The 25,596-nt window shown below is 34.2% G+C and carries 23 protein-coding genes and 1 pseudogene; 11 read left to right on the top strand and 13 right to left on the bottom strand.

Translation table 11 applies throughout. The features are described 5' to 3' along the window. Window positions 1-101: 101 nt before the first annotated feature. Window positions 102-1,049, bottom strand: a complete 948-nt coding sequence (locus HUW50_RS13770) for an EAL domain-containing protein (RefSeq protein ID WP_185652897.1) — start codon at window positions 1,047-1,049, stop codon at window positions 102-104. A gap of 539 nt (window positions 1,050-1,588) precedes the next feature. Here HUW50_RS13770 and HUW50_RS13775 point away from each other — a divergent pair. Further along, a complete protein-coding gene (locus HUW50_RS13775) occupies window positions 1,589-2,113 on the top strand; it encodes a CotO family spore coat protein (protein WP_185652898.1) in 525 nt (174 codons plus the stop codon). A 117-nt stretch (window positions 2,114-2,230) separates the two neighbouring features. On the opposite strand, the gene HUW50_RS13780 is transcribed toward HUW50_RS13775, so the two are convergent. From HUW50_RS13780 to HUW50_RS13800, 5 genes are all read right to left on the bottom strand, one after another. Continuing rightward, window positions 2,231-2,629, bottom strand: coding sequence for a CotY/CotZ family spore coat protein (locus HUW50_RS13780; RefSeq protein ID WP_066336261.1), 399 nt, complete (start codon window positions 2,627-2,629; stop codon window positions 2,231-2,233). Between the two features lie 177 nt (window positions 2,630-2,806). Next, a complete protein-coding gene (locus tag HUW50_RS13785; RefSeq protein WP_066336260.1) occupies window positions 2,807-3,289 on the bottom strand; it encodes a CotY/CotZ family spore coat protein in 483 nt (160 codons plus the stop codon). Between the two features lie 343 nt (window positions 3,290-3,632). Further along, entirely contained in the window at window positions 3,633-4,103 is a 471-nt protein-coding gene (locus HUW50_RS13790; RefSeq protein ID WP_185652899.1) for a spore coat protein, read from the bottom strand. Window positions 4,104-4,196: 93 nt separating this feature from the next. Next, window positions 4,197-4,478 (bottom strand): hypothetical protein, encoded by a 282-nt coding sequence (locus tag HUW50_RS13795; protein ID WP_185652900.1) that lies wholly within the window; start codon window positions 4,476-4,478, stop codon window positions 4,197-4,199. 160 nt (window positions 4,479-4,638) lie between these two features. Next, window positions 4,639-5,049 carry a spore coat protein gene (locus HUW50_RS13800; protein WP_066336256.1) on the bottom strand — a complete coding sequence of 137 codons (411 nt, stop codon included), beginning with the start codon at window positions 5,047-5,049 and terminating at the stop codon, window positions 4,639-4,641. A 325-nt stretch (window positions 5,050-5,374) separates the two neighbouring features. On the opposite strand from HUW50_RS13800, the gene HUW50_RS13805 reads away from it, so the two are divergent. After that, entirely contained in the window at window positions 5,375-5,728 is a 354-nt protein-coding gene (locus HUW50_RS13805) for a DUF1360 domain-containing protein (protein ID WP_185652901.1), read from the top strand. Between the two features lie 532 nt (window positions 5,729-6,260). Here the strand turns inward: HUW50_RS13805 and HUW50_RS13810 are convergent. Next, window positions 6,261-6,494 (bottom strand): annotated as a pseudogene (locus tag HUW50_RS13810) (hypothetical protein); the annotation flags it as partial. A 426-nt stretch (window positions 6,495-6,920) separates the two neighbouring features. Between HUW50_RS13810 and HUW50_RS13815 the strand changes: the two are divergent. Then, window positions 6,921-7,487 carry a CotY/CotZ family spore coat protein gene (locus HUW50_RS13815; protein WP_185652903.1) on the top strand — a complete coding sequence of 189 codons (567 nt, stop codon included), beginning with the start codon at window positions 6,921-6,923 and terminating at the stop codon, window positions 7,485-7,487. 409 nt (window positions 7,488-7,896) lie between these two features. On the opposite strand, the gene HUW50_RS13820 is transcribed toward HUW50_RS13815, so the two are convergent. Both HUW50_RS13820 and HUW50_RS13825 read right to left on the bottom strand, forming a co-directional pair. After that, window positions 7,897-8,268 carry a hypothetical protein gene (locus HUW50_RS13820; RefSeq protein ID WP_185652904.1) on the bottom strand — a complete coding sequence of 124 codons (372 nt, stop codon included), beginning with the start codon at window positions 8,266-8,268 and terminating at the stop codon, window positions 7,897-7,899. A gap of 5 nt (window positions 8,269-8,273) precedes the next feature. Beyond that, on the bottom strand, window positions 8,274-9,470 hold the full coding sequence (locus HUW50_RS13825) for a ParM/StbA family protein (protein ID WP_185652905.1): 1,197 nt from the start codon (window positions 9,468-9,470) through the stop codon (window positions 8,274-8,276). Window positions 9,471-9,673: 203 nt separating this feature from the next. Here HUW50_RS13825 and HUW50_RS13830 point away from each other — a divergent pair, with 203 nt between their 5' ends. The 3 genes from HUW50_RS13830 to HUW50_RS13840 all read left to right on the top strand — a co-directional run bounded on the left by HUW50_RS13830 (window position 9,674) and on the right by HUW50_RS13840 (window position 14,452). Further along, window positions 9,674-10,435, top strand: coding sequence for a CsxC family protein (locus tag HUW50_RS13830; RefSeq protein ID WP_185652906.1), 762 nt, complete (start codon window positions 9,674-9,676; stop codon window positions 10,433-10,435). Window positions 10,436-10,830: 395 nt separating this feature from the next. Then, a complete protein-coding gene (locus HUW50_RS13835) occupies window positions 10,831-11,613 on the top strand; it encodes a CsxC family protein (RefSeq protein WP_185652907.1) in 783 nt (260 codons plus the stop codon). A gap of 79 nt (window positions 11,614-11,692) precedes the next feature. Next, the gene (locus tag HUW50_RS13840; RefSeq protein WP_185652908.1) at window positions 11,693-14,452 is read left to right on the top strand and encodes an ICP22 family protein; all 2,760 of its coding nucleotides are present in this window, start codon (window positions 11,693-11,695) and stop codon (window positions 14,450-14,452) included. A gap of 57 nt (window positions 14,453-14,509) precedes the next feature. Here the strand turns inward: HUW50_RS13840 and HUW50_RS13845 are convergent, their stop codons facing one another. Beyond that, complete coding sequence (locus HUW50_RS13845; protein ID WP_185652909.1) at window positions 14,510-15,304, bottom strand: CsxC family protein; 795 nt, start codon at window positions 15,302-15,304, stop codon at window positions 14,510-14,512. A gap of 308 nt (window positions 15,305-15,612) precedes the next feature. Here HUW50_RS13845 and HUW50_RS13850 point away from each other — a divergent pair, with 308 nt between their 5' ends. Further along, entirely contained in the window at window positions 15,613-16,491 is an 879-nt protein-coding gene (locus HUW50_RS13850; RefSeq protein ID WP_185652910.1) for a glycosyltransferase family 2 protein, read from the top strand. Window positions 16,492-17,078: 587 nt separating this feature from the next. On the opposite strand, the gene HUW50_RS13855 is transcribed toward HUW50_RS13850, so the two are convergent. Together HUW50_RS13855 and HUW50_RS13860 are read right to left on the bottom strand one after the other, a co-directional pair. Then, a complete protein-coding gene (locus HUW50_RS13855; protein ID WP_185652911.1) occupies window positions 17,079-17,753 on the bottom strand; it encodes a sulfotransferase family 2 domain-containing protein in 675 nt (224 codons plus the stop codon). A gap of 163 nt (window positions 17,754-17,916) precedes the next feature. Then, complete coding sequence (locus tag HUW50_RS13860; protein ID WP_185652912.1) at window positions 17,917-18,291, bottom strand: hypothetical protein; 375 nt, start codon at window positions 18,289-18,291, stop codon at window positions 17,917-17,919. 607 nt (window positions 18,292-18,898) lie between these two features. Between HUW50_RS13860 and HUW50_RS13865 the strand changes: the two genes are divergently transcribed. Next, the gene (locus tag HUW50_RS13865; protein ID WP_185652913.1) at window positions 18,899-19,930 is read left to right on the top strand and encodes a mannose-1-phosphate guanylyltransferase; all 1,032 of its coding nucleotides are present in this window, start codon (window positions 18,899-18,901) and stop codon (window positions 19,928-19,930) included. A 1,443-nt stretch (window positions 19,931-21,373) separates the two neighbouring features. On the opposite strand, the gene HUW50_RS13870 is transcribed toward HUW50_RS13865, so the two are convergent. After that, on the bottom strand, window positions 21,374-22,585 hold the full coding sequence (locus HUW50_RS13870; protein ID WP_185652914.1) for a glycosyltransferase family 2 protein: 1,212 nt from the start codon (window positions 22,583-22,585) through the stop codon (window positions 21,374-21,376). A 302-nt stretch (window positions 22,586-22,887) separates the two neighbouring features. On the opposite strand from HUW50_RS13870, the gene gmd reads away from it, so the two are divergent. The 3 genes from gmd (at window position 22,888) to HUW50_RS13885 (ending at window position 25,568) form a co-directional block, all read left to right on the top strand. Beyond that, window positions 22,888-23,853 carry a GDP-mannose 4,6-dehydratase gene (gene gmd / locus HUW50_RS13875; protein WP_185652915.1) on the top strand — a complete coding sequence of 322 codons (966 nt, stop codon included), beginning with the start codon at window positions 22,888-22,890 and terminating at the stop codon, window positions 23,851-23,853. A 240-nt stretch (window positions 23,854-24,093) separates the two neighbouring features. Continuing rightward, a complete protein-coding gene (gene rfbC / locus HUW50_RS13880; protein ID WP_185652916.1) occupies window positions 24,094-24,654 on the top strand; it encodes a dTDP-4-dehydrorhamnose 3,5-epimerase in 561 nt (186 codons plus the stop codon). Beyond that, the gene (locus HUW50_RS13885; RefSeq protein ID WP_221629136.1) at window positions 24,651-25,568 is read left to right on the top strand and encodes an NAD-dependent epimerase/dehydratase family protein; all 918 of its coding nucleotides are present in this window, start codon (window positions 24,651-24,653) and stop codon (window positions 25,566-25,568) included. Before rfbC ends, HUW50_RS13885 begins: the two co-directional genes overlap by 4 nt. Window positions 25,569-25,596: the final 28 nt, after the last annotated feature.

The following is a 25,596-nucleotide window of genomic DNA, read 5'->3' on the forward strand; positions in this document are numbered from 1 at the left end:
TCCATTATGGCTTAGGTTTTTGTTTTATATAAGAAGAGGAATGTTTTGATTAAAGCGGTATTATTTTTGATGGCTGTATTGCTACCTAGTTCATGCGTTTGTTAAAATGCCTCAACAACCTTTGCAAGTTTTATCTTACTTTCATCCATAAGCTCTCTTGCGGGCTGACGCTTAATTACGATCCCGTTTTGTATAAGAATGATTTCATCAGAAATATCAACAGTTACAGACCTACTTCTACTTTTACGTTCCAACAAGTCAAAACATTTTTGGGCTGAATTTGTAATAGAAGGAATTGGATTATTGGGTTTAGCGATAAAAAAGCCTTGACCATAATCAATTCCTAGTTGAATTACATGTTGAAGTTCAGCTTCAGTTTCAATACCTTCAGCGATAATTTCACTATTCATTTTCTTGGCAAACATAACAAATGCTTCTAAAATATTAGACTTTACCTCATTTGGATCGCTTCCACTTACTAACGAACGATCAACCTTAATATAGTCTGGCATCAATTCAGATATCGATTGTAAAGAAGAATAACCAGCCCCAGCATCATCAATTGCAATTTGAAAGCCTTGTTCTCGATAATGATTTAATACACTCCTAAATGCAGCAAAGTCATGAATCGCATTTCTTTCTGTAATTTCAAAAACAACATTATTAGGGTTGATTCCATAATTTTGTAGTAAAGAAATGGTATGACCAGGATTAAACTTGCTATCATAAATCACTCGTGAATTTAGGTTAATAAACAGTTTTTTACCTTGTAAAATACCTTTGCTCTCCTCAAATGCACGTTCTCTTGCGATTTTTTCCAGTGTATATAACAATCCTTCTTTTTCTGCATAAGGAAATAAACGTGAAGGACTATAAAAAGAACTTTTTAGTGGCCCTCTTGATAAAGCCTCAAACCCATATGTCTGATGGCTATGAAAATGAACAATTGGCTGAAAATGAATGCTGAGTTGTTTCTTCCTAAGGATATCCATAAATTCATCCTTTAAAGAAACCTTTTCACTGATAAAGTCTGTATGTACATTGTTCATGATTTTTCTCCTTTGATCCATCACTACTGAAGGTTATTGTATATTTAGTCATGACGTAGGAAATGGGAAAGAACTAACAAAATTTATTAAGATAACCATCCATATATCGATATTCGACGAATGTAAAAATAGCAAAGCATAAGTCGCTCTCTAAAAGTTTGGTTTGTAAGGAATCATACATTTTCTTTTGATTGGAAAGTAATATGTATTTGTTATGTTATTTTTATAGATGAAAAAATGTAGGGAAGTTCTTAAAAGCAGTAACGGCTTCTCCTCTTAAATTTCTACGTAATACGACAATAACAAGAAATTGTTAAGTGAGAGTAAATTTAATGTAAATATTAAATGTTTTTAGTGGGGCGGTTATTTTAATACACTTTTCACTCAAAAAATGTCATTAGTTGCAGTGAATATGATTTTGGATATTGAAATCAGGTTTGATGATTTATCACTAATCATTAATGGAATTAGGCACATTACCTACTTTTTGTGCATAACATATTGAGTGTGCACATTCTTTAATAATTGGAGGTAAAGAAATGAGCAATAAGCAAAAACAAAAATACCGTATGCAACCTCTTATGTATATTGTCCAGCCAGACAATCAAGACATTAATGTCAATATGCAATCCTTTGTTGTGAAGAAAGCAAAACCAAAGTCAAAGCCACGAGTTGATAGTGTAGATACTAAAGCGAAAACTTTGGTAAGGGAGGCAATTCCTGAAGAGAATGAAATTTTAGAAATTCCTGAAGAGATCTCGTCAACTGTTCAAGAAAATCCGGTTCAAGAAAATCCAGTCGAAAAAGAGCAATCAGCGAAACAATATCGAAAACAAAGAAAACCAATAACACAAATGAGTATTGAAGAGAAGATTGAATTTTTCACAAATTTACCTAAGAATATGCCACGGACACTCTGTCAAATAGAATCAACAGAGGAAAAATATCGCGGTGTCATTATTTCGGAGGTAAATGGGATTGTTACAATTCGTTCGCTAACACATGCCAAACCTATTGAATTACCTTTAGAAAACATTAAAGCAATAAATTTATTAGGGTTTTAAATAATACTTAAAACATAAAAAAGAGGATGACTTAGGGGAGGCCTTTGCTATGGGTTATCCTCTTTGTTAAGGAGAGAATGTGAGGTAATAGACCAACTAATTCGCTCCACAAATGCTTTAGTTAACAAGTCTAGGTGATAAGCATTGAATTGCGCAAAAACATGTTAGATCAACTTCAACACAGTTTTTTGTTTTTACTAGTTTCTTAACATCACATACATCATGTGCAAGGTGACCGTGACAATCTAGAGGCAGTAAGAGTCGCAGTGTTGCACAACAATTTCTTATGTTTTCAACTCTAAAAAAAGTAGTTTCAAAGCAGTCGCCACCGACGTTGCCAAAGGCTTTAAATAGAGATCCTTTTTCATTGAATAAGATAAATGGAATTGTATCTCCAAGACTTTTAACAGGGTTAAGGAGGTTGCTATAACAGCTAGTAGAGCACTTTTCGTTAACGGCTTCTTGCTGGTCTAAAATGTTTTCAACTGCATCACATACACAATTATTATTTCGCATCTTTTTCCCTCCCTTTTAACATTCTTACTATTAATATAAGTAGCAAGGTCAAAAAAGGTGTTAGGTCATTAGCCTATCTTCTAACATTGGGGCAGAAAGTAAATTACGTTACGGTTTTAATTTAATTCTTCCATATAAAAAAAGACTGCTGTATGGCAGCAGTCTTTACATGTTGGATTATTTGTGATGGTGATGTTTTCTGTCAGCGATGCGGTCAACTAATTCTGGTGATAGGCATTGAATAGCGCAGAAGCAATCAAGGTCTACTTCGATACAGAAGTCTGTTTTTTCTAGACCGAAGAATCCTTCATCACAAGGATCACATACGCTTTCTGTGTTACCATCCATATCAACCGGACGTAGTAATGACAATGTTGCACAGCAATCTTCTACAGCTTCCACACGGAAGAAGATTGTTTTGAAGCAAGTCATGTCACCTGTAAATCCACCAACATTACCGAACGCCTTGAAAAGCTCACCTTTTTTGTTCGTTAAGATGAAAGGAATTGTATCTCTAGTTGGTCCAGCTACAGGACTTAATAAGTTGCTGTAGCAGCTAGTCGGACAGCTGATTTCTTCTACAGCTTCTTGTTCCGCTAAAATTTGTTCTACAGCATCACATACACAATTATTGTCGCGGTTTTTATCTTTGCAACCCATTGATAAGTCATCTCCTTAAAGAATAGTTATTTGACTTTAGTCCTTAACAGACTATGTGTGTAATGACTAGTTGGTGTGGGTTATAGTCTATTGTTTATGAATCATTAAGAAAAGAATTTAGGTGAATGGTATGTAATGATAAGAAAAGCTAAAGGCGCCTTGATCAGACTAAGGCAGGCATAAGACGCTCAGGAATAGAAGACGTTCTTTGTCTTCAATTCCTGAGTGGCTTAGACCTAAGAGGGTCTAGGCGTTGGAGCTAGACACCAAAACTGAGTAAGAAAAGTTATAAATTCTGATACTACAAAAAAAGCAGGGGGCTTCCCCTGCCTCTATCTGGTCATTAGAAAATGTCAATGTTTACTACTAATGCGATAAGGATTTGTAAAAGAACTTGTAGAGAGATCGCTACATCAGTATCAGTAGTTGTAACATTTACATCGCGTGAGTTTTCAATGACAAGTTTTTGTTTGTTTACTTGCTTCATATCAGCTTGTTGTAATAATTGTTGTGTAACTTGCTCAGCTTGATTGCTATCAGCGATTGTTAAGTTGATAACAAGAGCAATAGCAACTTGTAGTGCAACTTGTAAAGAAACAGCTACTTGTGTGTCAGTAGTATGAACGTTAATGTCACAAGAATCTTTAATAATAATTGTTTCTGATGAAATTTGTTCAGTTTCACTCACTTGTGCTGCATTTTGTTGTACTGTTGCATCGTTGTTAAAGAAATTTATTCCAGCCACCTCGTCAGATTCAGTTGGATGACAAGAATTACGATCTAATGCTACCCATTCATATGGTCTTGCTTCCATAGTTTTTTTCCTCCTTTCAATGTACTACTATTAAATGCTGAAAATCTATTATTGTATAAGACAAACATCTTGGTACTAAAACCCATTTTTAGTTTATTTGTCTTTTCTATTTTTTAACATTTCACGTAATGTCATATTTTTAGGTGCTTCCACTTTTTCAACTGTATTTTCCACTTTCTTTTCTTTAGAACCTTTCACAAACTCGTCTACTTGTGCTTGAAGGTCTTCTACTACTTTTTTTAGTTGCGCTTTTTGCTCATCTGATAGCGTTTTTTTGTTTTCGTTTGAGATATTATTTTTACTTAAAACGTCTTGAACAAAGAGCTGCATCATAGTGGATGAAATTTCTTGTAGATTTAGTTTTTCGTTAGCCATTTCTTTTCACCTCACTTTATTAATGGTAATGGGGCAAGTAGATCTGTTAGGTCGTACCCCAATTCCATAAACAATCTCGGTTATCATGCATGTCTTGATGAATACAAAGTGATCGCTCTAGTTGAACTAGAACGGATTTTCTAAAACAAAAGTATGAATATTATAAAATGTCAATTTGAACTAATAGTGCAAGTAAGATTTGGATAAGAACCTGAAGAGAGATTGCAACATCTGTGTCAGTAGTTGTTACTTTAACGTCGCGAGAGTTTTCGATAATAAGTTTTTGTTTGTTTGCTTGTTTAATAACAGAGTTTTGCAATAGTTGTTGGGTAACCTTTTCAGCTTGATTACTATCAGCGATTGTTAAATTAATAACTAAGGCGATTGCAACTTGAATTGCTGCTTGTAAGGAAACAGCGACTTGAGTTTCAGTTGTTTTCACTTCGATATTGCAAGAGTCTTTAATAACAATAAGCTCCTCTGAAGCTTGAAGTGTTTCAGTTACTTGAACAGCATCTTGTGTTGTATTTTCATTTTTGCAGTCATCTAAAGCAGACCATCTAGTAGACATAAAAACTCACTCCTTTCGTTAATTAAGAGGTTAGAAGAGAAACACGCTTTTGCCATTTCATTCTATTAAGGACGCGAAGGATCAAGTGAAGGAGATATATAAAAGCCGTGTTTCCCTTTACTTGTATATAATGCAGATTCACTATCTTTTGAATGAGTAAAACATACAGATGTACACCCATTTTTCAGCAAATGCTCCAAGACGAACATAATCTAAAGACATACACACAGCTAGGTGAAATATTTTGCTAAAGGTGACCTGTACCTACTCATATTTAAGGAATCTTTTCCATACTGTATAAGGATCATGGTTTAGAGGGGGGAGATTGTTGGCAACTTGGCTACAACTTATCATCTTTGCATTCGCGTCCTTTCGATTAACAAGACTACTTGTCTTTGATAAGATAACTGAATTTATTCGTCGCCCTTTCCATAAGGAAATAGAAGAAATTGGTGATGATGGTGCTGTTGAAGTCTTTATCGAAATGAAAGGATCGGGCTTGAGGGCGTGGATTGGTGAATTATTGAGCTGCTATTGGTGTACCGGTGTGTGGTGTTCTTCATTTTTGTATGGAATATGGATTTTTTGGCCTCAAGGAGGGGAACCACTACTCGTTATTTTAGCAATTGCAGGTGTTGCTGGTTTGATTGAGACCCTAGTGATGAAGCTTATAGATTAGGCAATTCACTTAGAAACAATTACTATTGTTCACATAAAATATGATATAGGGCTACAGCTTTACTAAGATAGTGCAGAGGCAAAAGAATTAGCGCACATTTTCTTACTTATAAAAACTGCGCAGGAAGGTGGGAAAAGGAATGAGTAAACTTAACTTGAATTCATCCCTAAGACCAAGTAACTCAAATCAATCCGTCTATTCGACTTCAACTTCTCAATCCAAAAAAGTTAAAAAAAGTGGCTGTGGTTGCGGAAAGAACAAGAAGCGTTAATAATCAATAGCTTGTTCAGCATTTACTAAGGATAAAACGTTTCAAGCTTATATACTGGAAGAAGTGACTCTTACTTTGAGTGGAAGTCACTTATTTTTTATAAACATTTGAACTGAGTTTTCGGGTCAGAGCAAATTCAGGTATTAAAAAATATATTGAACAATTAGGAATCTGATTTAGGGTGTGCAAGCGAATTCCGAGAACTATAACTTTTAAAAAACCTAATCCTTTATGGACTAGGTTTTTTATACTTACTTGTTTTTAGTTCCCAATAATGATTTTATCAGAAATATCAAATGTTACAGACCTACTTTTACTTTTTAGTTCCAAGAAGTCGATATATTGTTTCGCGGTTTCAGTAATTGAAGGAATTGGATTACTTTGTTTTACAATAAAAAATCCTTCACCATAATCAATTCCTAAATCAATAACCCTTTGAAGTTCAGCCTCTGTTTCAATACCTTCAGCAATGAATTCACAGTTCATTTTCTTAGCAAACGTTACAAATGCTTATAAAATATTGGACTTTACTTCATTATAATCAATTCCAGTTATTGACCATATTAAACTAGTACACATTTTATTCTTAACTAATATATCAACCCAATCATTTAATAGATTCTAGAATATCTTAATATTAGGTTAGTGAAATTAAATGCGCATTTTAATTCATCCTGGCTGACTAAAAATTAAGGTTCAGACCCCTCAACCGAATATATTTATGGTTTGATTAAACCAAAAGCTTTATATAGGTATTGTTAGAGGAATTAGAACTTATGAGTCACATTCTTTAGCCCCTTCCGTTCAACTACAAACTACTGGAAGTTTTTCTCTTCACCTAGGCAGAATTCTCAGTCAAAAAAAGTCTTACTTCGTATACTGTTTTCGAAGAATCAATTTAAAGGGAGTGAAAATACGGTTATGTGTAATAAATGCGACCATAAAGATCACCATAAAGATCACCATAAATGCGACCACAAAGATCACCACAAAGATCACGATAAATGTCATGAAAGTTGTGTTGAAGAAATTTTGGAGGCAATACTGAAGGCACAAAGGAAAGCAGATGGAGATGATGGATGCAGAACTTCATGTAAAGAATCAATTAAAGAACTATTAGGAGAGTCAAAAAAATGGACGAAAAACACGATTCCTTTTATTCTTTACTGCGGTGATTGTGCACCATTCAAAGCATCTGGAGCAACAACAATTTTAACCCATCATAAAAAGAAAAAGTTTGTTTGTATCACTTCTTTCATCTTTAGAATTAAGGACATCAAAGATAGTTGTGCTGTTCTTGAACTATTAACATTTAAATCTGATAAGAAATGCGAAAAAGATTCATATAAGAGATGTGACGAAACATGTTCACCATGTTGTCAAATTGATCATAAAGATGTAGATGATTTAGTTAAAACTGGAATTTGTATAAATGTTGACCTTTCCTGCTTCTGTGCCGTAACATGCTTACCGGCAGTACATTTATAGATCAGGTTAAAATATAGAGCCTAGTAAGAAAGCTAGGCTCTATATTAGGTGTAATCTATAAATAGAAAAATGACTTTATATGGGACAGCCTTCACTGTTGCATTTTAAATTCAATTTCATGCCTTTAGTTATTAAAAAAAACGTGGGCTAGAATCATAGCTAAATGGAAGTAGTAACTAACACCATTATGGGTGTTTTTCATAAAAAAAGGTGAACCGTAGTTTTTGAGTTCACCTTTTTAAATAGCTAAGATAGTATAAAATTTTGTACTTAGTTTTGGTGTCTAGCTCCAGCGCCTAGACCCTCTTAGGTCTAAGCCACTCAGGAATTGAAGACAAAGAACGTCTTCTATTCCTGAGCGTCTTATGCCTGCCTTAGTCTGAACAAGGCGCTTGCGCTTTTCTTAAAGCTATCCTCCAAAAGCTTCAAGAACATCCTTTATGTCACTCATCTCTAAGTCTATTGGTGCATGATGTCGATGGTTAGTAGGGTTTGATACTTGGAAATTATTTTTTTGAGTATACCCCTGTTGCATCATTTTTTTTATTTCTGATAACTCAAACAAAATTTCCTCGTTACCCCCATGTATTAGTTTAGGATGAAGGTAACTATTAAGGGCTGATAACAGAAGGTGAATAAGTGTATTGTTATTAGTATGGTATTCGATTTGTTCCTGCATTTTTTGGGATACAATATGTGACTCTCCTGTTTTGACATCGATGAATTTGTCAGGAAGAGTTAAAATAGTTTTGTTTATATAATCGGTGAAAATTTCAGCCATCTTGATCACCCTTTAACCTTTGCGGCAACATGAGCAACATTAATCCCATTTTCTTTCTTGAATTGATTCATTTTCGCCAGGACCATCAGTCCAAGAACATTAAGCTTTTCCATATCTTCTGGAAATAATAAATCTATCGGGCGCCCTCTTTCAGACCATTTCACTGCAGCTTCTTGAATTTCTCTTTGGGCCAATTTTGCAGCCCCACCAACTGCAATATACCGGGCTGCACCTTTGACTTCATTTGAACTGCTACGGACTCGATCGAAATGTTCAAGGTATTTCATTGCCATTGATTTTAACTGTGGAATAATATATTTACTAATATCTTTTCTTACGCCTGCAAACGGTTCAACAAACCATTCCGACTGTCCTGCTGATAATTTTTCTTCAAGCTCAGACCTCGAATCGAATTTATACAGTTCATTTTTACTGATTTTTTGAATGATATTATCTAGAAATTGATTTATTCCGAACTGTTCTCCTTCGACAGAAGCTACAGGTTTATTATTCTTAATGCCTACAAAATCGACTGAATCTCCCCCAAGGTCCCCAATAATGATTCCTTTACGTGATTCACTAATAAGAGATTCATCTTTAATTCCTAACGTTGCTTGGTCACGTGTAAGACCTAAATATGCGCATGCTCCTTCTGCACCAACAATTACATCTTTTACATGTAGTTTGACAACTAACTCCTTTGGCTCTGCAGTGCCTGGTACCTTATGAAAAATAACGGAATGAGTACCAATTAAACGCTGCTTAAAGCTGTCTTTCTTTTCTTTGTATTGAGTGGTAGGTAAAGAAACAGCTAATTGGTCAATCGTATAGGATAGCACAGTTTCTTCGGGGTTTAGTAGCACTGCATGATAAGCTGCAAGGGCAAAGAGCAGAATGTAAGTACGATCCTCATCTACTTTCTGATTATTAATAGTCGTTAAACTTACATCTCGTTGCTTAGCAGCCGCCTTACCAATATAAAATATTTCCCTTTTATCTACTATTGCCGGACTTTTCACCTCTACAATAAGGTTTTCTTCAAAGACTACATCCTCATCATCATAAGGTTTTTCATAAAACTCTCCATCATATTGTGCAATGGCATTTGGAATTTGATATTCGCACACCATTCCCTGATCAGAAGCCAAAGCCTTATACCAACTGTTTCCTAAATCAACGGCAAGAAAGTTTAGTCTTTCCATTTTCTCACTCCTTCCTCTTGAATCCTATGCAGATTGGGCGTTACATTGTGCAAGTACTTATAAATATATTTGGGCTTTTTTTTATTCCCAAAATTCCACATTTGTACTACTGCATTTATCCATAGGTTCGCATAGGATAACTTGAACCTAAAACAATAGGAGGTTCGGTTAAATTAAACCTAATTAATAGGAGGAAAAAACAAATGAATAAAGATAAAAATTGTGTAGATGTTAATCAATCTGCTTCTGTAAGCCATTGTGATAATGTTGCTGTTCCACCGGCTACTGCACCAGCTGGAACAACAATAATAAAAGTTCCTGTTACCCTTGCGGAAAGAGAAATTAGTTCTAGTCTTGTTGCAAATATTCATTTTCCAGACCCTGTACTTGAAATCAAAGATATTAAAAAGAGGGTGAAAATTGTTCAGTGTCGTCTTTTGACACCACCAGCTCCAACTGCAGAGCCTACATTCTCTGCCGGGCCTTTTCAATTATTTTTAAAAGGATTTGTTCGTAAAAATATCCAATACGCGACACCTTGCCCGAATTCTTCAGGATCGTGTGTGTCTTCCGAAATCAAGTCTCTTACGGTTGATGTTCCGTTTGAATGTGTGACTACTGTTACATTAGATGAACCAGTTCAATTGCCGCAAGTAGGTACTCGAACAGAATTTGATTTCTTTAGAGAACAAAAGTTAGGGCACGGTTTCCCTGAAAAAGATCATCTTCTTTCGAGCGATCTTTCCCAGTTCCATCAGGAAAGCACTCAGTTCTATAATGAACTTCCATTCTGCGAGTTATTATCAAGCAGTATAACTGAATGGGATGAAGCAATAGATCGTAAACCACTTCCTGGCAATGCTCCGTTCGAAGAAGGAACATTCCAGGAAATAGTAGAAAAAATGTTCTTACGCTTTACAATTAAAATCTTGCAAAAACAGCAAGTAAGGATTACAGCTTTATAGACTGAAAACAACTGAATCCTTCTTACTTTGGCGAGTGGTGATAGGATTCGGGCGGAAGGCAATATCATGGCAATTCCTCTAGGAAGGAAGCATGGCATTGTCCTTTCTTGTTTATAAAGCAAGTAATCCTCTACTAATATACATATTCCAAGTTCATAAAAATTGATTGTGTAATTAAACATAGTCTTAAAAGTTTTTTAATTTTTTTTACTTAATGTATTTTTCTGACTTATATGCGCTCAAAAATTCAAGTTTATATATTTTTTTTTTTCACCTGAACCTTAAGTTTATAGGCATTTATCACTTGTTCAGAGTGATGCCTATAGGCAAGTGCCCAGTAACATAGTCATTTATCACGCATATGATGCCCTATCTTGAATTTAGGAGGAGACCAAATGTCTGATACAAATAAAAAAATGCATGACTGCTGTAAGGTTTCAACAAATCAATGTGAATGTGATAATAAGCCTCATCGACCACATGTTAGTATTGGAAAAATCATTGCAAAGGTACCTGTCGTTTTAGCAGAGCTTACTCTACAGGTGAATGTAGATGCACTTATTGATTTTCCAGAGCCAGTATTAGAGATAAAAGATATTAAAAAACAGGTGAAAATAACTCAATGTAGATTGCTTCTGCCTACAAACAAACTATTTGTAAAAGGATTTGTCCGCAAAAATATTCAATATGCTAGTCCAAGCAAAGACATTGAACAAAGTACGTCAAAAACTGTAGCATCAGATCTACATTCTTATACTGTCGATATTCCGTTCCAATGTGTGACAGAAATCAAGAAATTTTTATCTAAGCCAGTGATGCCAGAATTAAACAAACGTCAGGAGTTTGATTTCTTTGTTTCAAAATCATTGCCTTCAGGTTTTCCGGAAAAAGATGAATTATTATCAAGTGATTTATCTCAGTTTCACCAGGAAAGTACCCAATTTTTTAATGAGCTCCCATTCTGTGAATTAATTTCCAGCAAAATAATTGAATGGGATGAAGCAATAGATAGAGTTCATCTTCCAAACTCTGCACCTATTGGCGAAGGGTACTTTACTAAAGTAGAAGAAAAAATGGTTGTTGATATTACCTTAAAGGTACTGCAAAATCAACAGGTTCGTGTTTCTTCTACAACAAATGATGATTGCTACCATGACCATGACTGTGATTGTGATTAAAACTAGATGTTAGTTTCTACGAGAATTGAGTAGCAGGGAGGGGATTGGAGAGGATGCTTAGCAGCACCTTTCAGAGAAAATGGATAATAAAAGATATGCATATGAAGGATCCTACCCATTTCGTCGGAAAAGAGATAGAAATTCAAGCGATCTTACAAACAGCATAATGGATCGTGGAGAAGATCGACAAAAGAACAGTAACAAACAAATTTTGAATGTAGATGACAAACAGTATAAGAATACAGGAGCAACTAATAACCAGGTATCCTCAACTAGCAATATAGATAAACAAATTAATTCAGTTCCTTTAATTTTGCCTCGACCAAAGTTGGAGGAACAAAAGATTAAACTAAAGAAAAATATACAAGAAGAATTTGAAAATGAGCATGTGAATGAATTCATGCACCCAAAAACATCATCTAATTTAAATTTAAGTAAAGCAGGTAACAAAATTAAGCAAGAGTTGAATGAAGATGAACTTATTCAAAGGAAGGAAAGAATCTCTTCGATGATGAATCAATTTTCCTCAATGCTCGAAGAATCCTTTTCCTTCCAGGATAAGTTCTCTGTTAAGCGCGAGGAATCTTCATCCTTTAGTGAAAAGTCTTCATCTGACAGTGAGGAATCCTCTATGCTGGAGGAAGAGTTTTCAAGCAAGCTTGAAAAAGGAACTTCTTTACTAGATGAGCCTGAATCAAGCAATAAAGAAAATACTTTACTACAAAAAGAGTTTTCAGCGATGCTTGTAGAAGGATCTCCCGAATGGGATGAGTCTGAATCAATAAACGAGGAAGTCACATCTCTAGAAAAAGAATTTTCAGCGATTCTTAAAGGAAGATCTCCCGAATGGGATGAGTCTGAATCAATAAACGAGGAAGTCACATCACTAGAAAAAGAGTTTTCAGCGATTCTTAAAGGAAGATCTCCTGAATGGGATGAGTCTGAATCAATGAACGAGGAAGTCACATCACTAGAAAAAGAGTTTTCAGCGATGCTTGAAGGAAGATCTACCAAATGGGATGAGTCCGAATCAATAAACGAGAAAGTCACATCACTAGAAGAAGAGTTTTTAGCTATGCTTGAAGAAAGATCTCCCGAGGATGAGTCTGAATCAATGAACAAGGAAGTCACAACCCTAGAAGAAGAGTTTTTAGTGATGCTTGAAGAAAGATCTCCTGAATGGGATGATTGTGAATTAATCAAAGAAGAAGATACTTCATTAGAAGAAGAGTTTTCAGAGATGCTTGAAGAAAGATCTCCCGAATGGGATGATTGTGAATTAATCAAAGAAGAAGATACTTCATTAGAAGAAGAGTTTTCAGAGATGCTTGAAGAAAGATCTCCCGAATGTGAAGAGTCTGAATTAATCAAAGAAGAAGATTCTTTATTAGAAGAAGAGTTTTCCGAGATGCTTGAAGAAAGATCTCCCGAACGGGATGAGTCTGAATCAATCAAAGAAGAGGATTCTTCATTAGAAGAAGAATTTTCCGAGATGCTTGAAGAAGGATCTTCCGAATGTGAAGAGTCTGAATCAATCAAAGAAGAGGATCCTTTATTAGAAGAAGAGTTCTCAGAGAAACTTGAAGAAGGATCTCCCGAATGTGAAGAGTCTGAATTAATCAAAGAAGAAGATTCTTCATTAGAAGAAGAGTTTTCAGGGATGCTTGAAGAAGGATCTCCCGAATGTGAAGAGTCTGAATCAATCAAAGAAGAGGATTCTTCATTAGAAGAAGAGTTTTCAGGGATGCTTGAAGAAAGATCTCCCGAATGTGAAGAGTCTGAATCAATCAAAGAAGAGGATACTTCATTAGAAGAAGAGTTTTCAGCCAAGCTTGAAGAAAGATCTCCTGAATGTGAAGAGTCTGAATTAATCAAAGAAGAAGATTCTTCATTAGAAAAAGAGTTTTCAGAAATGCTTGAAGAAGGATCTCCCGAGTGGGATGAGTCTGAATCAACCAAAGAAGCAGATAACTCACTAGAAGAAGAGTTTTCAATGAAGCTTGAAGAAACCTCTTCCGTACTTGATGAGTTTGCTCCTACCGCTGAAGAAGTCTCATCACTACAGAATGAATCTTCTTCAGTTCAGGATGAGTTTATTGAAGATGCTACTTCAAGTCTAAATAGATTTGACTCTTTACTAGATAAATTTTCTTTAATGCTTGAAGATGAGCATGAGCATGCTTCTAGTCAGGATGGTTTTGAAAGAGAGCTTTTAAAGGAGGAAAATAGGGAGGACGAATCTTGCAAAACTCCTTTAAAGCAAAATCTTTCTGAAAATTGTTCACAAAAATCGCACCTCCCAATAGTAAAACTTCCTGTTTTACTTGCTAAAACGAACATTGATATCGATATTTTTAATTCGTTAGAATTTTCATTGCCAATAGCAAATATAACTAAAATTGAGTGGGCGATTGATTCTTTAGAATGCCGTGTGCTATTACCTTCAACTACTGTTTTCTTGAAAGGGATACTGATAGCAGATATCCAATATGTAAACGAGAACCTTACACACACACTTCATACAGTAAAAGTTCCAGTTCCATGGGAGAAAATTATTACTATTAATTGGCTTTACCCTCCTGTCTTATCAAGCAGCAGTCAAAGAGAGTTTATGTTTGGATCACATGATGCTGGAGAGGTTAGTTCACATTACGAGTATTGTCAGAAAATTACAGATCAAATTGAATATTCTTTACGAAGTATCAACTTTGTATGGCATGATGAAGTAGGATCTCAGGCAGAGACGCCAAAGGTCTCTATTCAAGGAAGAGCCAAACTTGCTATCGATCTATTGCAGCAGCAGTATATTGATCTTAATTCAGCAGGGAGCTTTCTTTGAACACATAAATAATAAGAAAGGGTGTCTTGTTTATGAGACACCCTTTCAAAATTTTTATTAGCGACGCATTACATTTCTGATACTGTCGTAAATAGTAGATCCTGCGAAAGTAGCTCCTCCAGTAATAGGTGGTGTAGTTGGTGCAATTGTTGGAGGTGTGAAATTCTGTTGTTTTTGGAATAATTTAAGTGCAAGTAAGACTTCCATTTTCTCAGTAACTCTGTCAAATCTACCCCAGTTGTCAAAATTGCTTAATTCGTCTAGTTCGTTGACAGCAGCAAAAAGCAATTTACATCCAATTGGTTCATTAAATACCTCGAATGTTACTGTTCCAAATGAACAACGGTCTGCTCCGTGACCATCCTTAGAAAGTTCTCTAACTTCATCAACAGAACTTTTTCGACTAAACTGACCAAACGGGAAGAAAATAGGGTTTTCAAGTGGAACTTCTATAAAACAGTCAAATGGAACATCTACGCTATAATCTTTAATCCATCCATTGCAATCCTCTACATATTGAATATTTTTGTGTACAATACCTTCCACCCATAATTTAACAGTTAATGAAGGGTCTAGGAAAGAAGGGACAGCTCTACACTGTGTTAATGAAACATTCTTCCTAATAGATTTAATTTCCCTTGCAAACGTTGGAAGCTTTATATCCGCTTTGACAATAGTTTGTAATGTAATATCTGTAAGAACAACCGTTCTTTCTTCATCAGCTACTACCGGAAACTCTGTAACTGTACACTCCCCTGATGTTGAATGTGCTACGTCACAAGATGGACCAGGAGGACAGCCGTGTTGTTTTGAGTGGTTATCATTACAACCACAACCTGTATTTCTCTTCATTCTTTTCACTCCTAAAGTTATTTTTGTCAAAAGAAACGATATGTTCCAAATCGTTCTAGAGTTTTTATAACTGATTTCTTTTTGACATACTATTGTATATGTCTGAACGTACAAATAGGAATGGACTCATGTCGATATACATTTACTAATTTTAATAATTTTTGAAGTTTTTAGTGATTAACCCCATAAATTTTCTATTTCAGTCTAATTCACGCCCTTTACATATATACAAAACAAATTCATCCTCACAATGTTTCATAATAATCATAAATTAATAATGGAAATCTTTTAAAGGAGCGACAAAAAGAATGAAATCACAACCCTCAATATCTATAATTTTCCCCGTTAAAAATGAGGGAGAAAATGTTAGATCAACACTTGAATCGTTATTTTCAATAGAAACAAACTATGCGTTTGAAACAATTGTTGTTGACGATGGATCAACGGATGGCTGCTGTAATTTTCTTGAAACTTATCAAAATAAAGCTCGTGTAAAGTTGGTTCAAACCAAGGGGATCGGTGCTGCTAACGCAAGAAACTTAGGAGCAGCAAAAGCATCAGGAGAATATCTTATCTTTTGTGATGCTCATTTGCAGTTTGAGAATTGGTGGATCGACCGATTATTAGAACCACTAGTTAGCGGGAAATCTGATGCTGTTACACCAGGCATAGCGGATATGGAAAATCCACAAGCTATTGGATACGGGCAAACTCTATCTCCTAAGCTTGAAACAGGATGGAATCTTAAACAAAACAATTTATTTGAAACAGCTGTATTGCCTGGAGGTTGCTTCGTCATCTCAAGAAAAGTATTTAATGATGTCGGCGGCTTTGAGATTGGCTTTAAAACGTGGGGCCATGAAGATGTGGAACTGTCGATAAAGCTATGGCTTTTTGGTTATCGCTGTCATGTATTACCTGACGTAACAATTTTACACTTATTTAGAAGAATCCATCCATATAAAGTTAGAAGCGATGATGTTTATTACAATTTAATAAGAATGGCGTTTTCTCATTTTAATGATGTACGTATACAAAAATGCAAGATGTTCATTACTAATAGTAAAGCAAAAATTATTGAGTCACAAGTACTGCAAGACGGTGTTATTAAGCAACGTGAAAGCTATTTTCAAAAACGAAAATATAATGATGACTGGTATTTTAAGAAATTTCATATAGATTTTTAGACTATGTCCACTATGATAAAAGTAATTTTAAAATCATTTTATTAATTTAAGCTTCTCTATAATATTTCCTAAAATAAATTTTGTTAATCAGTAACTATTCTTTATCGTGTTTAGAGTCTTTTCTCTTTATTACTTTACTCTTTAGAAGAAATTAATAGGAAATCATCAACTAAAGATTCTAGTGGACAATAGAAAAATGATATCCCCCTTAATTTAGGCCGGAATAAAAACTTAATAATAACGATAAAAAAATTGTAAACAATTGCAATGAATTTGCGGAGTTTCTTACTTTTTTAGTACCATAAAGAAAGGTTTTCCCAGTTACTTTAAGTCCCTCGACTTTTAAGTTTCAGAAGCCAAACAGGGGAGATTAGGAAAAGATGTTAACATGTCCAATATTGACTTTATCAACACTTTAGAAATTCAAAAAAGATGGGAATCAAAGTTAGACTCCCCATCTAAAAGAGAATAGGGATAATACTAAAAAAATTACCTATAATTTCTTGGGATAGGCTTTTTGAGGAAATCTCAAGGCGTTAGAGAAGAAATTAAATCAGTTATTCGTTGAACTACGATTATGGATTGTTCTAAATAACACCAGAACCGAAACGATAATCGAATAACTCAATTTCCTTTTTATAATATCTTTCTACTATTTGTTTTTGTTCTAATGTGTAAAATTTAGTATAATGGTCTCGGTTCTTTCTATAATTTCCTTTAGCTTTTGGGAGCCACCCATCGTATGGTAATCCAATTTCTTTACAAATCTTCATTATATCTTCTTCTAAGTTTTCATATTTACCGACAAAATCAACAACTACACGATCATCTATCGTATATAAGGGATAGTTATAAGGGAATGTTACGTAAGTATCCAGAAATTGTTCAAAAGTTATTTTCTCATTTGATTTTTTTGTAGCTATAAAGTAGTAGGCGGAAATAACTTTATCCCAGGGATCCCTCTCAAAACAGAATTTATAATAAGAGTTCCATATATTTTCTCCTATCAACTTTTTAATTTCATCAGCAGGAATATGATTATAAAATTCTTTTTTCTCTATTTGGTTATTCTCGTGAATTTCGATTACGTAGTTTTGTGGAAATTTCCCGAATTCAGCTCTTATATTTTCATCCTCTGTTGGGTAGATTGGCGTTATGATATCTTCCTCACTACAAAATCGTGATAAACTAATCTCTATACTAGTTCCTGCCGTTTTTTTAGTCTTTATAAAGATAAATTTATGTTTATGAGATATAATCATAATTTCCTCCTATTTTAAGTGTAATACTCGTCATATAGTTATATAAATGTAAATTAAGTGATATGGAAGCTATACATATAATTAAAAGAAACAGACTTACCAAAGAGTAAAGTCTGTTCAAAATCAAAAAGTATTCGTATATAAACTGTTTAGATTAGTTACTTTAATTTCCCAATCCAATAGTACCTGGAATTTCATATACAAATAAGTCCCCATACTTAAATGTTACACTAGGATTGAGATTTAGCCCAAGGGCATCTATCCCAGTAATATAAGGGATTACTCTTTGATTATTTGTTCGTACTACGATTTCGTAGTTATTCGGAAAGATTGGAGGAGTAAAGGTTCGGGATGCACCACTACTTGGAGGAATTGAAAAAGTATCCTGACTTACAAGAGTTTTAGGTGAGGTTGCAGTATTAAAAAACAAAATACTCACTATTTGCGTGGTCTCTTCAACCTTATTCATAACATCAACGCGAACAGAGCCAAGATTTAATAGTGGTGAACCTATTTGTCCTGTGGAATGGATAAACATAGAAAACAATCTCCTTTCTTAACATTACCATAGTAGTATACGAAAATAATCTCCCTACTTAACAATTATTTTCATACCTAATGTAATATATTGATAGAATTGGTAAATGAAACGGTAAATGACTCTATCGAATCATTTTTTTTTTTTCACTCCAATTCACATAACATATGATGCTCTCGGAAATTGAACACTTCACATTTCATTGAGGTATTTTTCTATATAGGTCTTTGATACACATTTCAATGTATAAGGGAGATTTTGTACACATTTATTCATAGTGACTTCTATTATTTGTACATAAAGTAACTCTTCAATTGCGGCTACGGTTATTTAAAGGGTAAAGTTACCGAGTGGATTTTAACCACCTAGATTGTGTGACTGCAGAGCACACATGAAAATAAGTTTGAACCTTCCATTATTTAAATCGTTCTTCTATCTTTAACTGTCCCTTATAAAAGCGATGCTTTTCTCTTTTTTTAGTTTAGTCATTAGGACAAGAACACAATTTCGCCAACATAGTCATCACTCCACGCGATATTCTATCAAAACACATATTGTAAAGTATGTTGTGTCGGATATGTAAATAAGAATGTCGAGGTGTTGAATAATGAAAGTTGTAATTATGGCAGGAGGGCAGGGAACCCGATTTTGGCCTTGGAGCGTAAAAGATAAACCAAAACAGTTTTTGTCTTTAATGTCGAATGAAACAATGCTGCAACAAACGTATAATCGATTTAGAAAGTGGCTTCCGTCTGAAAAAATATACATTTTAACAACTGAGGAATATTTTTCTTTAGTTAAAGAGCAGATACCTTCGATTAACAACAATCAGATTATAATGGAACCCTTACCAAGGGATACTGCGCCATGTCTTGCATTAACTGCTTTACACTTTTTAAAAGATAATGACAATGAGGCTTTTGCTGCTGTACCTGCAGACCATTATATTCCTGACGATCATGTCTTTCCAGAAATATTTTCGCTCGCAGAAGAGATAGCTGAGAATAAATGTGCAATTGTGACATTAGGTATAAAACCAACACGTCCAGAAACAGGATACGGTTATATTCAAGCTGAGAGGAATGAAGTAAGCAACAATGAAGTAAGCAAAAATGAAGTACTTAGGGTTAAAGCTTTTATTGAAAAACCATCCATGAAAAAGGCAGTAGAATTATTGAAAACAGATAATATCTATTGGAACAGCGGCATATTTATTTGGAAACCTTCAACAATTGGTTATTATATGGAAAAATTCCGACCTGATATATGGGAGAAACTTAAAAACTGTGAACAAGTTTCTAAAACTCAATATTCTCTTGTTCCTAAAATCTCCATTGATTTTGCCATATTAGAAAAAGCGGATACCATCTATACGATTCCGGTAAATCTGCAATGGTATGATGTAGGGAACTGGAGTGCATGGGACCGCCTCAACAATAAAAAAAATGGTGAGAACCTCGTTCAAGGTGATGATATCCATCTGTTAACTACAAAAAATTGCGTTATTAAATCAGAGGACAAAAAAGCAATAGTAATTGGAGTGGAAGATTTAATCATTGCCTCAACAGAAGATGGGTTGTTAGTCTGTCATAAATCACTGGAGCATAAAATAAAAGACATACTAAATGATAAACAGTAAAATAAACGTATCTTAATGGTTATTTTAAGATAGAGGTGAACAAATGGCATTTAAAGACAGTATTATACTTTTCTTCACATACCTAAAACAGTAGGAACTACTCAAAACAGGATTTTGGATAATAACTGTACTATTAGAGAAAAAATAAATTATTCCAGGAAGTTAATAATCAATTTGTAAATTATTTAATATAGAAAAATTAAGCAAAATCCTCAACTTAAATGTATAGCGGGCATTTTATGTTTGGTATTCACGACAAATACAAAAGCCATCTTCTTATATAACGATACTTCGTAACCCGATTAATTATGAATTATCCATATATTATTTTATTAAAAGATCACACACAAAATAGTATAGTAAAATTCAGGACTTTGTTACTTCAAAAAAACGGCATAACTAACACAATTATTTGTTAAGCTATTTTTTCCCAATTCTTTAAGGAAATGATCATGATCCCGTTTAAATTGAAATCGTTTAATATTTACTCGTTTGGTTCGCCCTACTTTTCCATTTCATTCTTGTAATTACCGTAAGAAACTGATGTTAACCGAGATATGGTAGTGGGATTATCTATGGCATTCTCGGCAAATAAAAGATACTCACCATGGCACATAATGTAGCGATTCGGTGATCATAGTCAAGTTATCCGGCGATGTCTTCGTTTTACTTAAAGGAGAGTTCGTGGTCATTATTGTTCCTTTGCAAAATGGGGTGATCATAACAGGCAAATAACCCTTTCCCAAAACATTTGAAGTTATCCACGAATTCCAGATCTTCTTCCTTGGTCAATTTTTTCTCGATTTCTTTTATTTAATTTGAGAGCCTATTTTCAACTTTTTACTTATTTTCCGATTCGAGGGTTTAATGATATGTAATTCTTCCTAAACTTGTGGACAACCTTACTACCTGACGATAATCCCTTTTATAGTTATCAACAATCCTGACTATTCTGAACAGTTTTTCAAGTAAAGGAGTCCCTTTTTTATCCATGCATTTCTCAAGGGTTTTTTGGATCATTTGAAAAAGATCGCAATTTAAAAACAAATATTAAAAAGGAACTTCGTGGCATCCGTGAAGTTAAGAAAAAGGCATTCACAGAATCAAAATTAGAAACTGAAACCGCTCATGCCTATACTGCACGACCTTACGTTGGCTAAAAAACTTGGAACAATTTTTGATATTATGGAATAAATGAAATGTTTGAACAATCATTATTTTTAATGCAGAAAGCTTTTGGGGAGAATGTCTTTAATAAGAAAGTGAATGTAATGTAAGAACGTTATATTGCAAAAAGCGCAGAGCTAAATACCATTATTATCTCTGCACTTTTTAAATAATAGTATTCAACTTCAATTGTAATGAATAGTGATAAAAAAGTAGTGAAGTCTTATGAAATGATAGCTAGAAAAATTATTAAATTCCTGTTCACTCCAATAGATGCTAGTAAATAAAATATCGTTTTATCCAGCGTTTAACATATAACTCTCCTTTTTCAAATTCCTCCATAAATTCGTTCTCTTCTTTAGAAAGAGGTAGAATTTCGGAAATTTTATAAATTTTATGCTCCATTCCCACATTTATACTTTTATCGCAGATAATTGAAAATCTATTTGTAGTGTTTTTTGAAGTAAGGGGAATTTGAAATTCAAAAGGTCCTTTATTTATTTTTATTTTTTGAATCAAAAGATCATTTATTAGAAAACTGCATGATATGTTGTCAAACTTTTCTTGAATTCCTTTAATAATTATGGAATGCAACGGTTTACTTGGAATATTTTGTATATTGATTTGAAGGTTTTGCGGTGCCCATGATTTCTCTATTAAATTTGTTTCTTTTATGTTGGGACTATTATCAAAGATTGAGAATGATTTAAATAATTTTATAAACCAAAATACTCCTTTATTTCGATAATGTTTTAAAAATAAATTAAGCCAAGTAGCTGAGACAACACCGAAATGTTTCTTACTTGTCCTGATTATTTCTGGAAAGCCGACATCAGCATATTTTGATCCAGACTTGCTTTCAGGATAGTATCTTGAATTAGCTAAAAAAACATTTAGATTTCCCATCTCATATCCTCTTATTGCAATTCGAATCCATAAATCGTAATCCATACAAAAGTCTAAGCTTTCGTCAATGCCTCCTAATTCATTTAATGTTTTTTTACGAAGGAATACTGCTGGCTGACATATAGGGCAGCTTGTGAATAAATCATTTAACCTGACCCGTCTTGCAACGAATTTTGATAAAATTTCATTATTTACATTCGTAATATTTGCACTTCCGTATACCATTGACCAATTAGGATTCTGTAAAAAACCATTTACAACATGATTTACAGCTCCAGGTAGATAAGTATCATCAGAATTAAGCCAACCAATAACTTCCCCTTTTGCCAACTTTATTCCTTTGTTAATGGCATGGGATTGCCCATTATCAGGTTCAGACACAAATCGAAATCTTGAATCTAAATTGCTGTATTCCTTTAATATTTGTAAGGTTTCATCAGATGATCCCCCATCGATTACAATATGTTCTAACTTCATATAATCCTGCTTTAATACACTTTCAATCGTTTCTCGAATAAATTTCCCCTGATTATAGGATGGGGTAATAATGGAAACTAATGGAAGGTTATTATTCATCATCATTCAACCTCCTCTAGTGCTAAAATCAACAAAGTAAATGTACGATTCAAATTATGACAAATAAAGATAATGTTCTTTTATCTTCATCATGTTTAAAGGGGTGATTTAATTTTTCCGGTTAGACACCAATAAAACGAATTGTACCGTTATTTACTTATATGTATTAATTGAACTAATCGTGAAAAAAACAGATAAAACGAAACTAGTAAAGTAAAGACTGGTCAATCATACAGACAATGTATTAGTAAATGCATACTTTATAATATGTTGTGTTTGTGTCTAAAGAAGTGACTGGAGTTGGTAAAATGAAAAAAGCATTGATTACCGGCATAACGGGCCAGGATGGATCATATTTAGCTGAACTTTTATTAAGCAAGGGCTATAAAGTATACGGGTTAAAGAGAAGGACAGCAACACCTAATTTTGAAAACATCAACCATCTACTTGATAAAATCGAATTAATCTCTGGTGATTTATTAGATTTTCCCTCGTTGATTAACGCAATAAAAATTTCCGATCCTGATGAGATTTACAATTTAGCCGCTCAATCTTTTGTTGCTGATTCATGGGTTCAATCCATTTATACAGGCCAGGCCACAGGATTAAGTGTCACAAATATGTTGGAAGCTGTCAGGTTAACAAAACCGAATATCCGCTTTTATCAGGCTTCAAGTAGTGAAATGTATGGAAAAGTGTTGGAAATTCCGCAAAAAGAAACGACTCCTTTTTACCCTCGAAGTCCGTACGCAGTAGCAAAAGTATACGGTCATTGGATCACAGTCAACTATCGCGAAAGCTATGGGATGTATACATGTTCCGGAATTTTATTTAATCATGAATCCCCTAGAAGAGGTCTAGAATTTGTTACAAGAAAAGTAACAAAGGCTGTAGCAAGAATTAAATTAGGCTTACAAAAAGAGCTTCGCTTAGGAAATCTTGATGCAAAGCGCGATTGGGGATATGCAGGTGATTATGTTAATGCAATGTGGCTGATGCTTCAACAGGAGAAACCTGATGACTATGTAATTGCAACAGGTGAAACACATTCGGTAAAGGAGTTAGTAGAAATTGCTTTTAGCTATGTTGGTTTAGATTGGAAAAAATATGTTGTTCAAGATCCTAAACTTATGCGACCTGCGGAGGTTGATATTCTGTTAGGAGATCCTCATAAAGCAAAAGAAAAACTTGGATGGAAGACTGAAGTTTCTTTTGAAGAGTTAATTAAAATGATGGTTGACAGTGATTTGAATAGGTTTGCGAATAGTAATTAAAGTTAAATACTGATGTTAATTTATTCTATCATCTATCAAGTTATCTTAGGAGAGACAGTAAATTTATAAACTTTTGAACTTTTAATTCATCCATATGGAAGTGGTAGAGGATTGGGGGAATGACTGCGTTCCTATATTATTCATAAAGCATACTATGAAAATGAATTAATAAAACAAGAGAATTATTGGAGTGAAAACAGTGCTTGATATTAGCATATAAAAGGAGAAGTGCACAAAGATATGATAATTCAAGATACGAGTATTCCCGGTTGCTATGAAATTGTGCCGGATAAATTTAAAGATAAAAGGGGAGCATTTGTTAAAATCTACTCTTCTAATCTTTTTGAGTCATATAATTTAGAAACCAATTTTATCGAACAGTATTATTCAATTTCTCATCAGGGAGTATTACGTGGATTGCATTTTCAAATTCCTCCATCAGATCATGAAAAATTGGTATATGTGATTACGGGTAATATATTGGATGCTGTAGTCGATTTACGTAAAGGTTCACCAACTTATGGAAAATACGAAACTTTTAATCTAAACGCTGACACAGGAAACATGCTATATATTCCTCGCGGTTTGGCACATGGTTTTTATGTTTTAAGTAAGACAGCAATTCTTGTATACAATGTCACTAGCAGTCACTCACCAGAACATGACACTGGAATTCATTGGGACTCTGCAGGTATCCCATGGCCAACTAGTCAGCCAATACTTTCAAATAGAGACATGGGATTTGTCTCGTTATCAAAATTTTCTTCCCCATTCGTATATAATGGAGAATTAAACTCTTGAGCAGAAGTAAAATTAATAAAACTGCACTGGTGACTGGAGCGACTGGATTTGTAGGATCAAATGTTACAAAGCGTTTGGTTGAGAATGGATGGCGTGTCCATGTTATTTTACGGCCTCAATCAAAGCTCACATTATTGGATAATCTTAAAAACAATGTTACATTTCATTATCACGATGGTTCAGCAGAAAATATGTTGGGAATTTTAAAATCAATAAAGCCTGATATTGTCTTTCATCTGGCTTCGCTGTTCTTGGCCCATCATCAAACTAAGCATATTGAGGAAATGATAAAGAGCAATATAACTTTTGGGACACAATTGGTAGATGCTATGACAGCTATCGGATCAAGCTGCATGATTAATACAGGAACATCTTGGCAGCATTTTCAAAATAAGAAATATAACCCTGTTTGTTTATACGCAGCAACGAAACAAGCATTTGAATCAATTTTAACTTTTTATACACAGACCACTTTATTAAAGGTCATTACTTTGAAATTATTTGATACTTTTGGTCCGAATGATCCGAGACCGAAATTATTTACACTGTTGCGAAAGACAGCAAATGAAAATAATACTCTAGCTATGTCACCTGGAGAACAATTAATTGATCTAGTTTATATTGATGATGTAGTAGATGCTTTTATGAAGGCTGCCGAGCGTTTTCAAAAAGGTAAATCAAATCAGTGGGAAGAATACGCTGTTTCGTCTGGCAACCCGATTCCCTTGAAAGAAATTGTTAGTATTTATGGGAGTGTGACTGGAAAGCGTCTATCAATAAATTGGGGAGAACGTCTCTATAGACACAATGAGGTGATGATACCTTGGAATAAGGGGAAGTGCCTTCCAGGCTGGGAGACAAAGATTTCCCTAGAAGAAGGAATTAAAAGAATGGAACTAGGTTCTGAAGATTAATAACCTTATAGACCGATATAAAAAATTC

Source organism: Metabacillus sp. KUDC1714, assembly GCF_014217835.1.
GTDB lineage: Bacteria > Bacillota > Bacilli > Bacillales > Bacillaceae > Metabacillus > Metabacillus rhizosphaerae.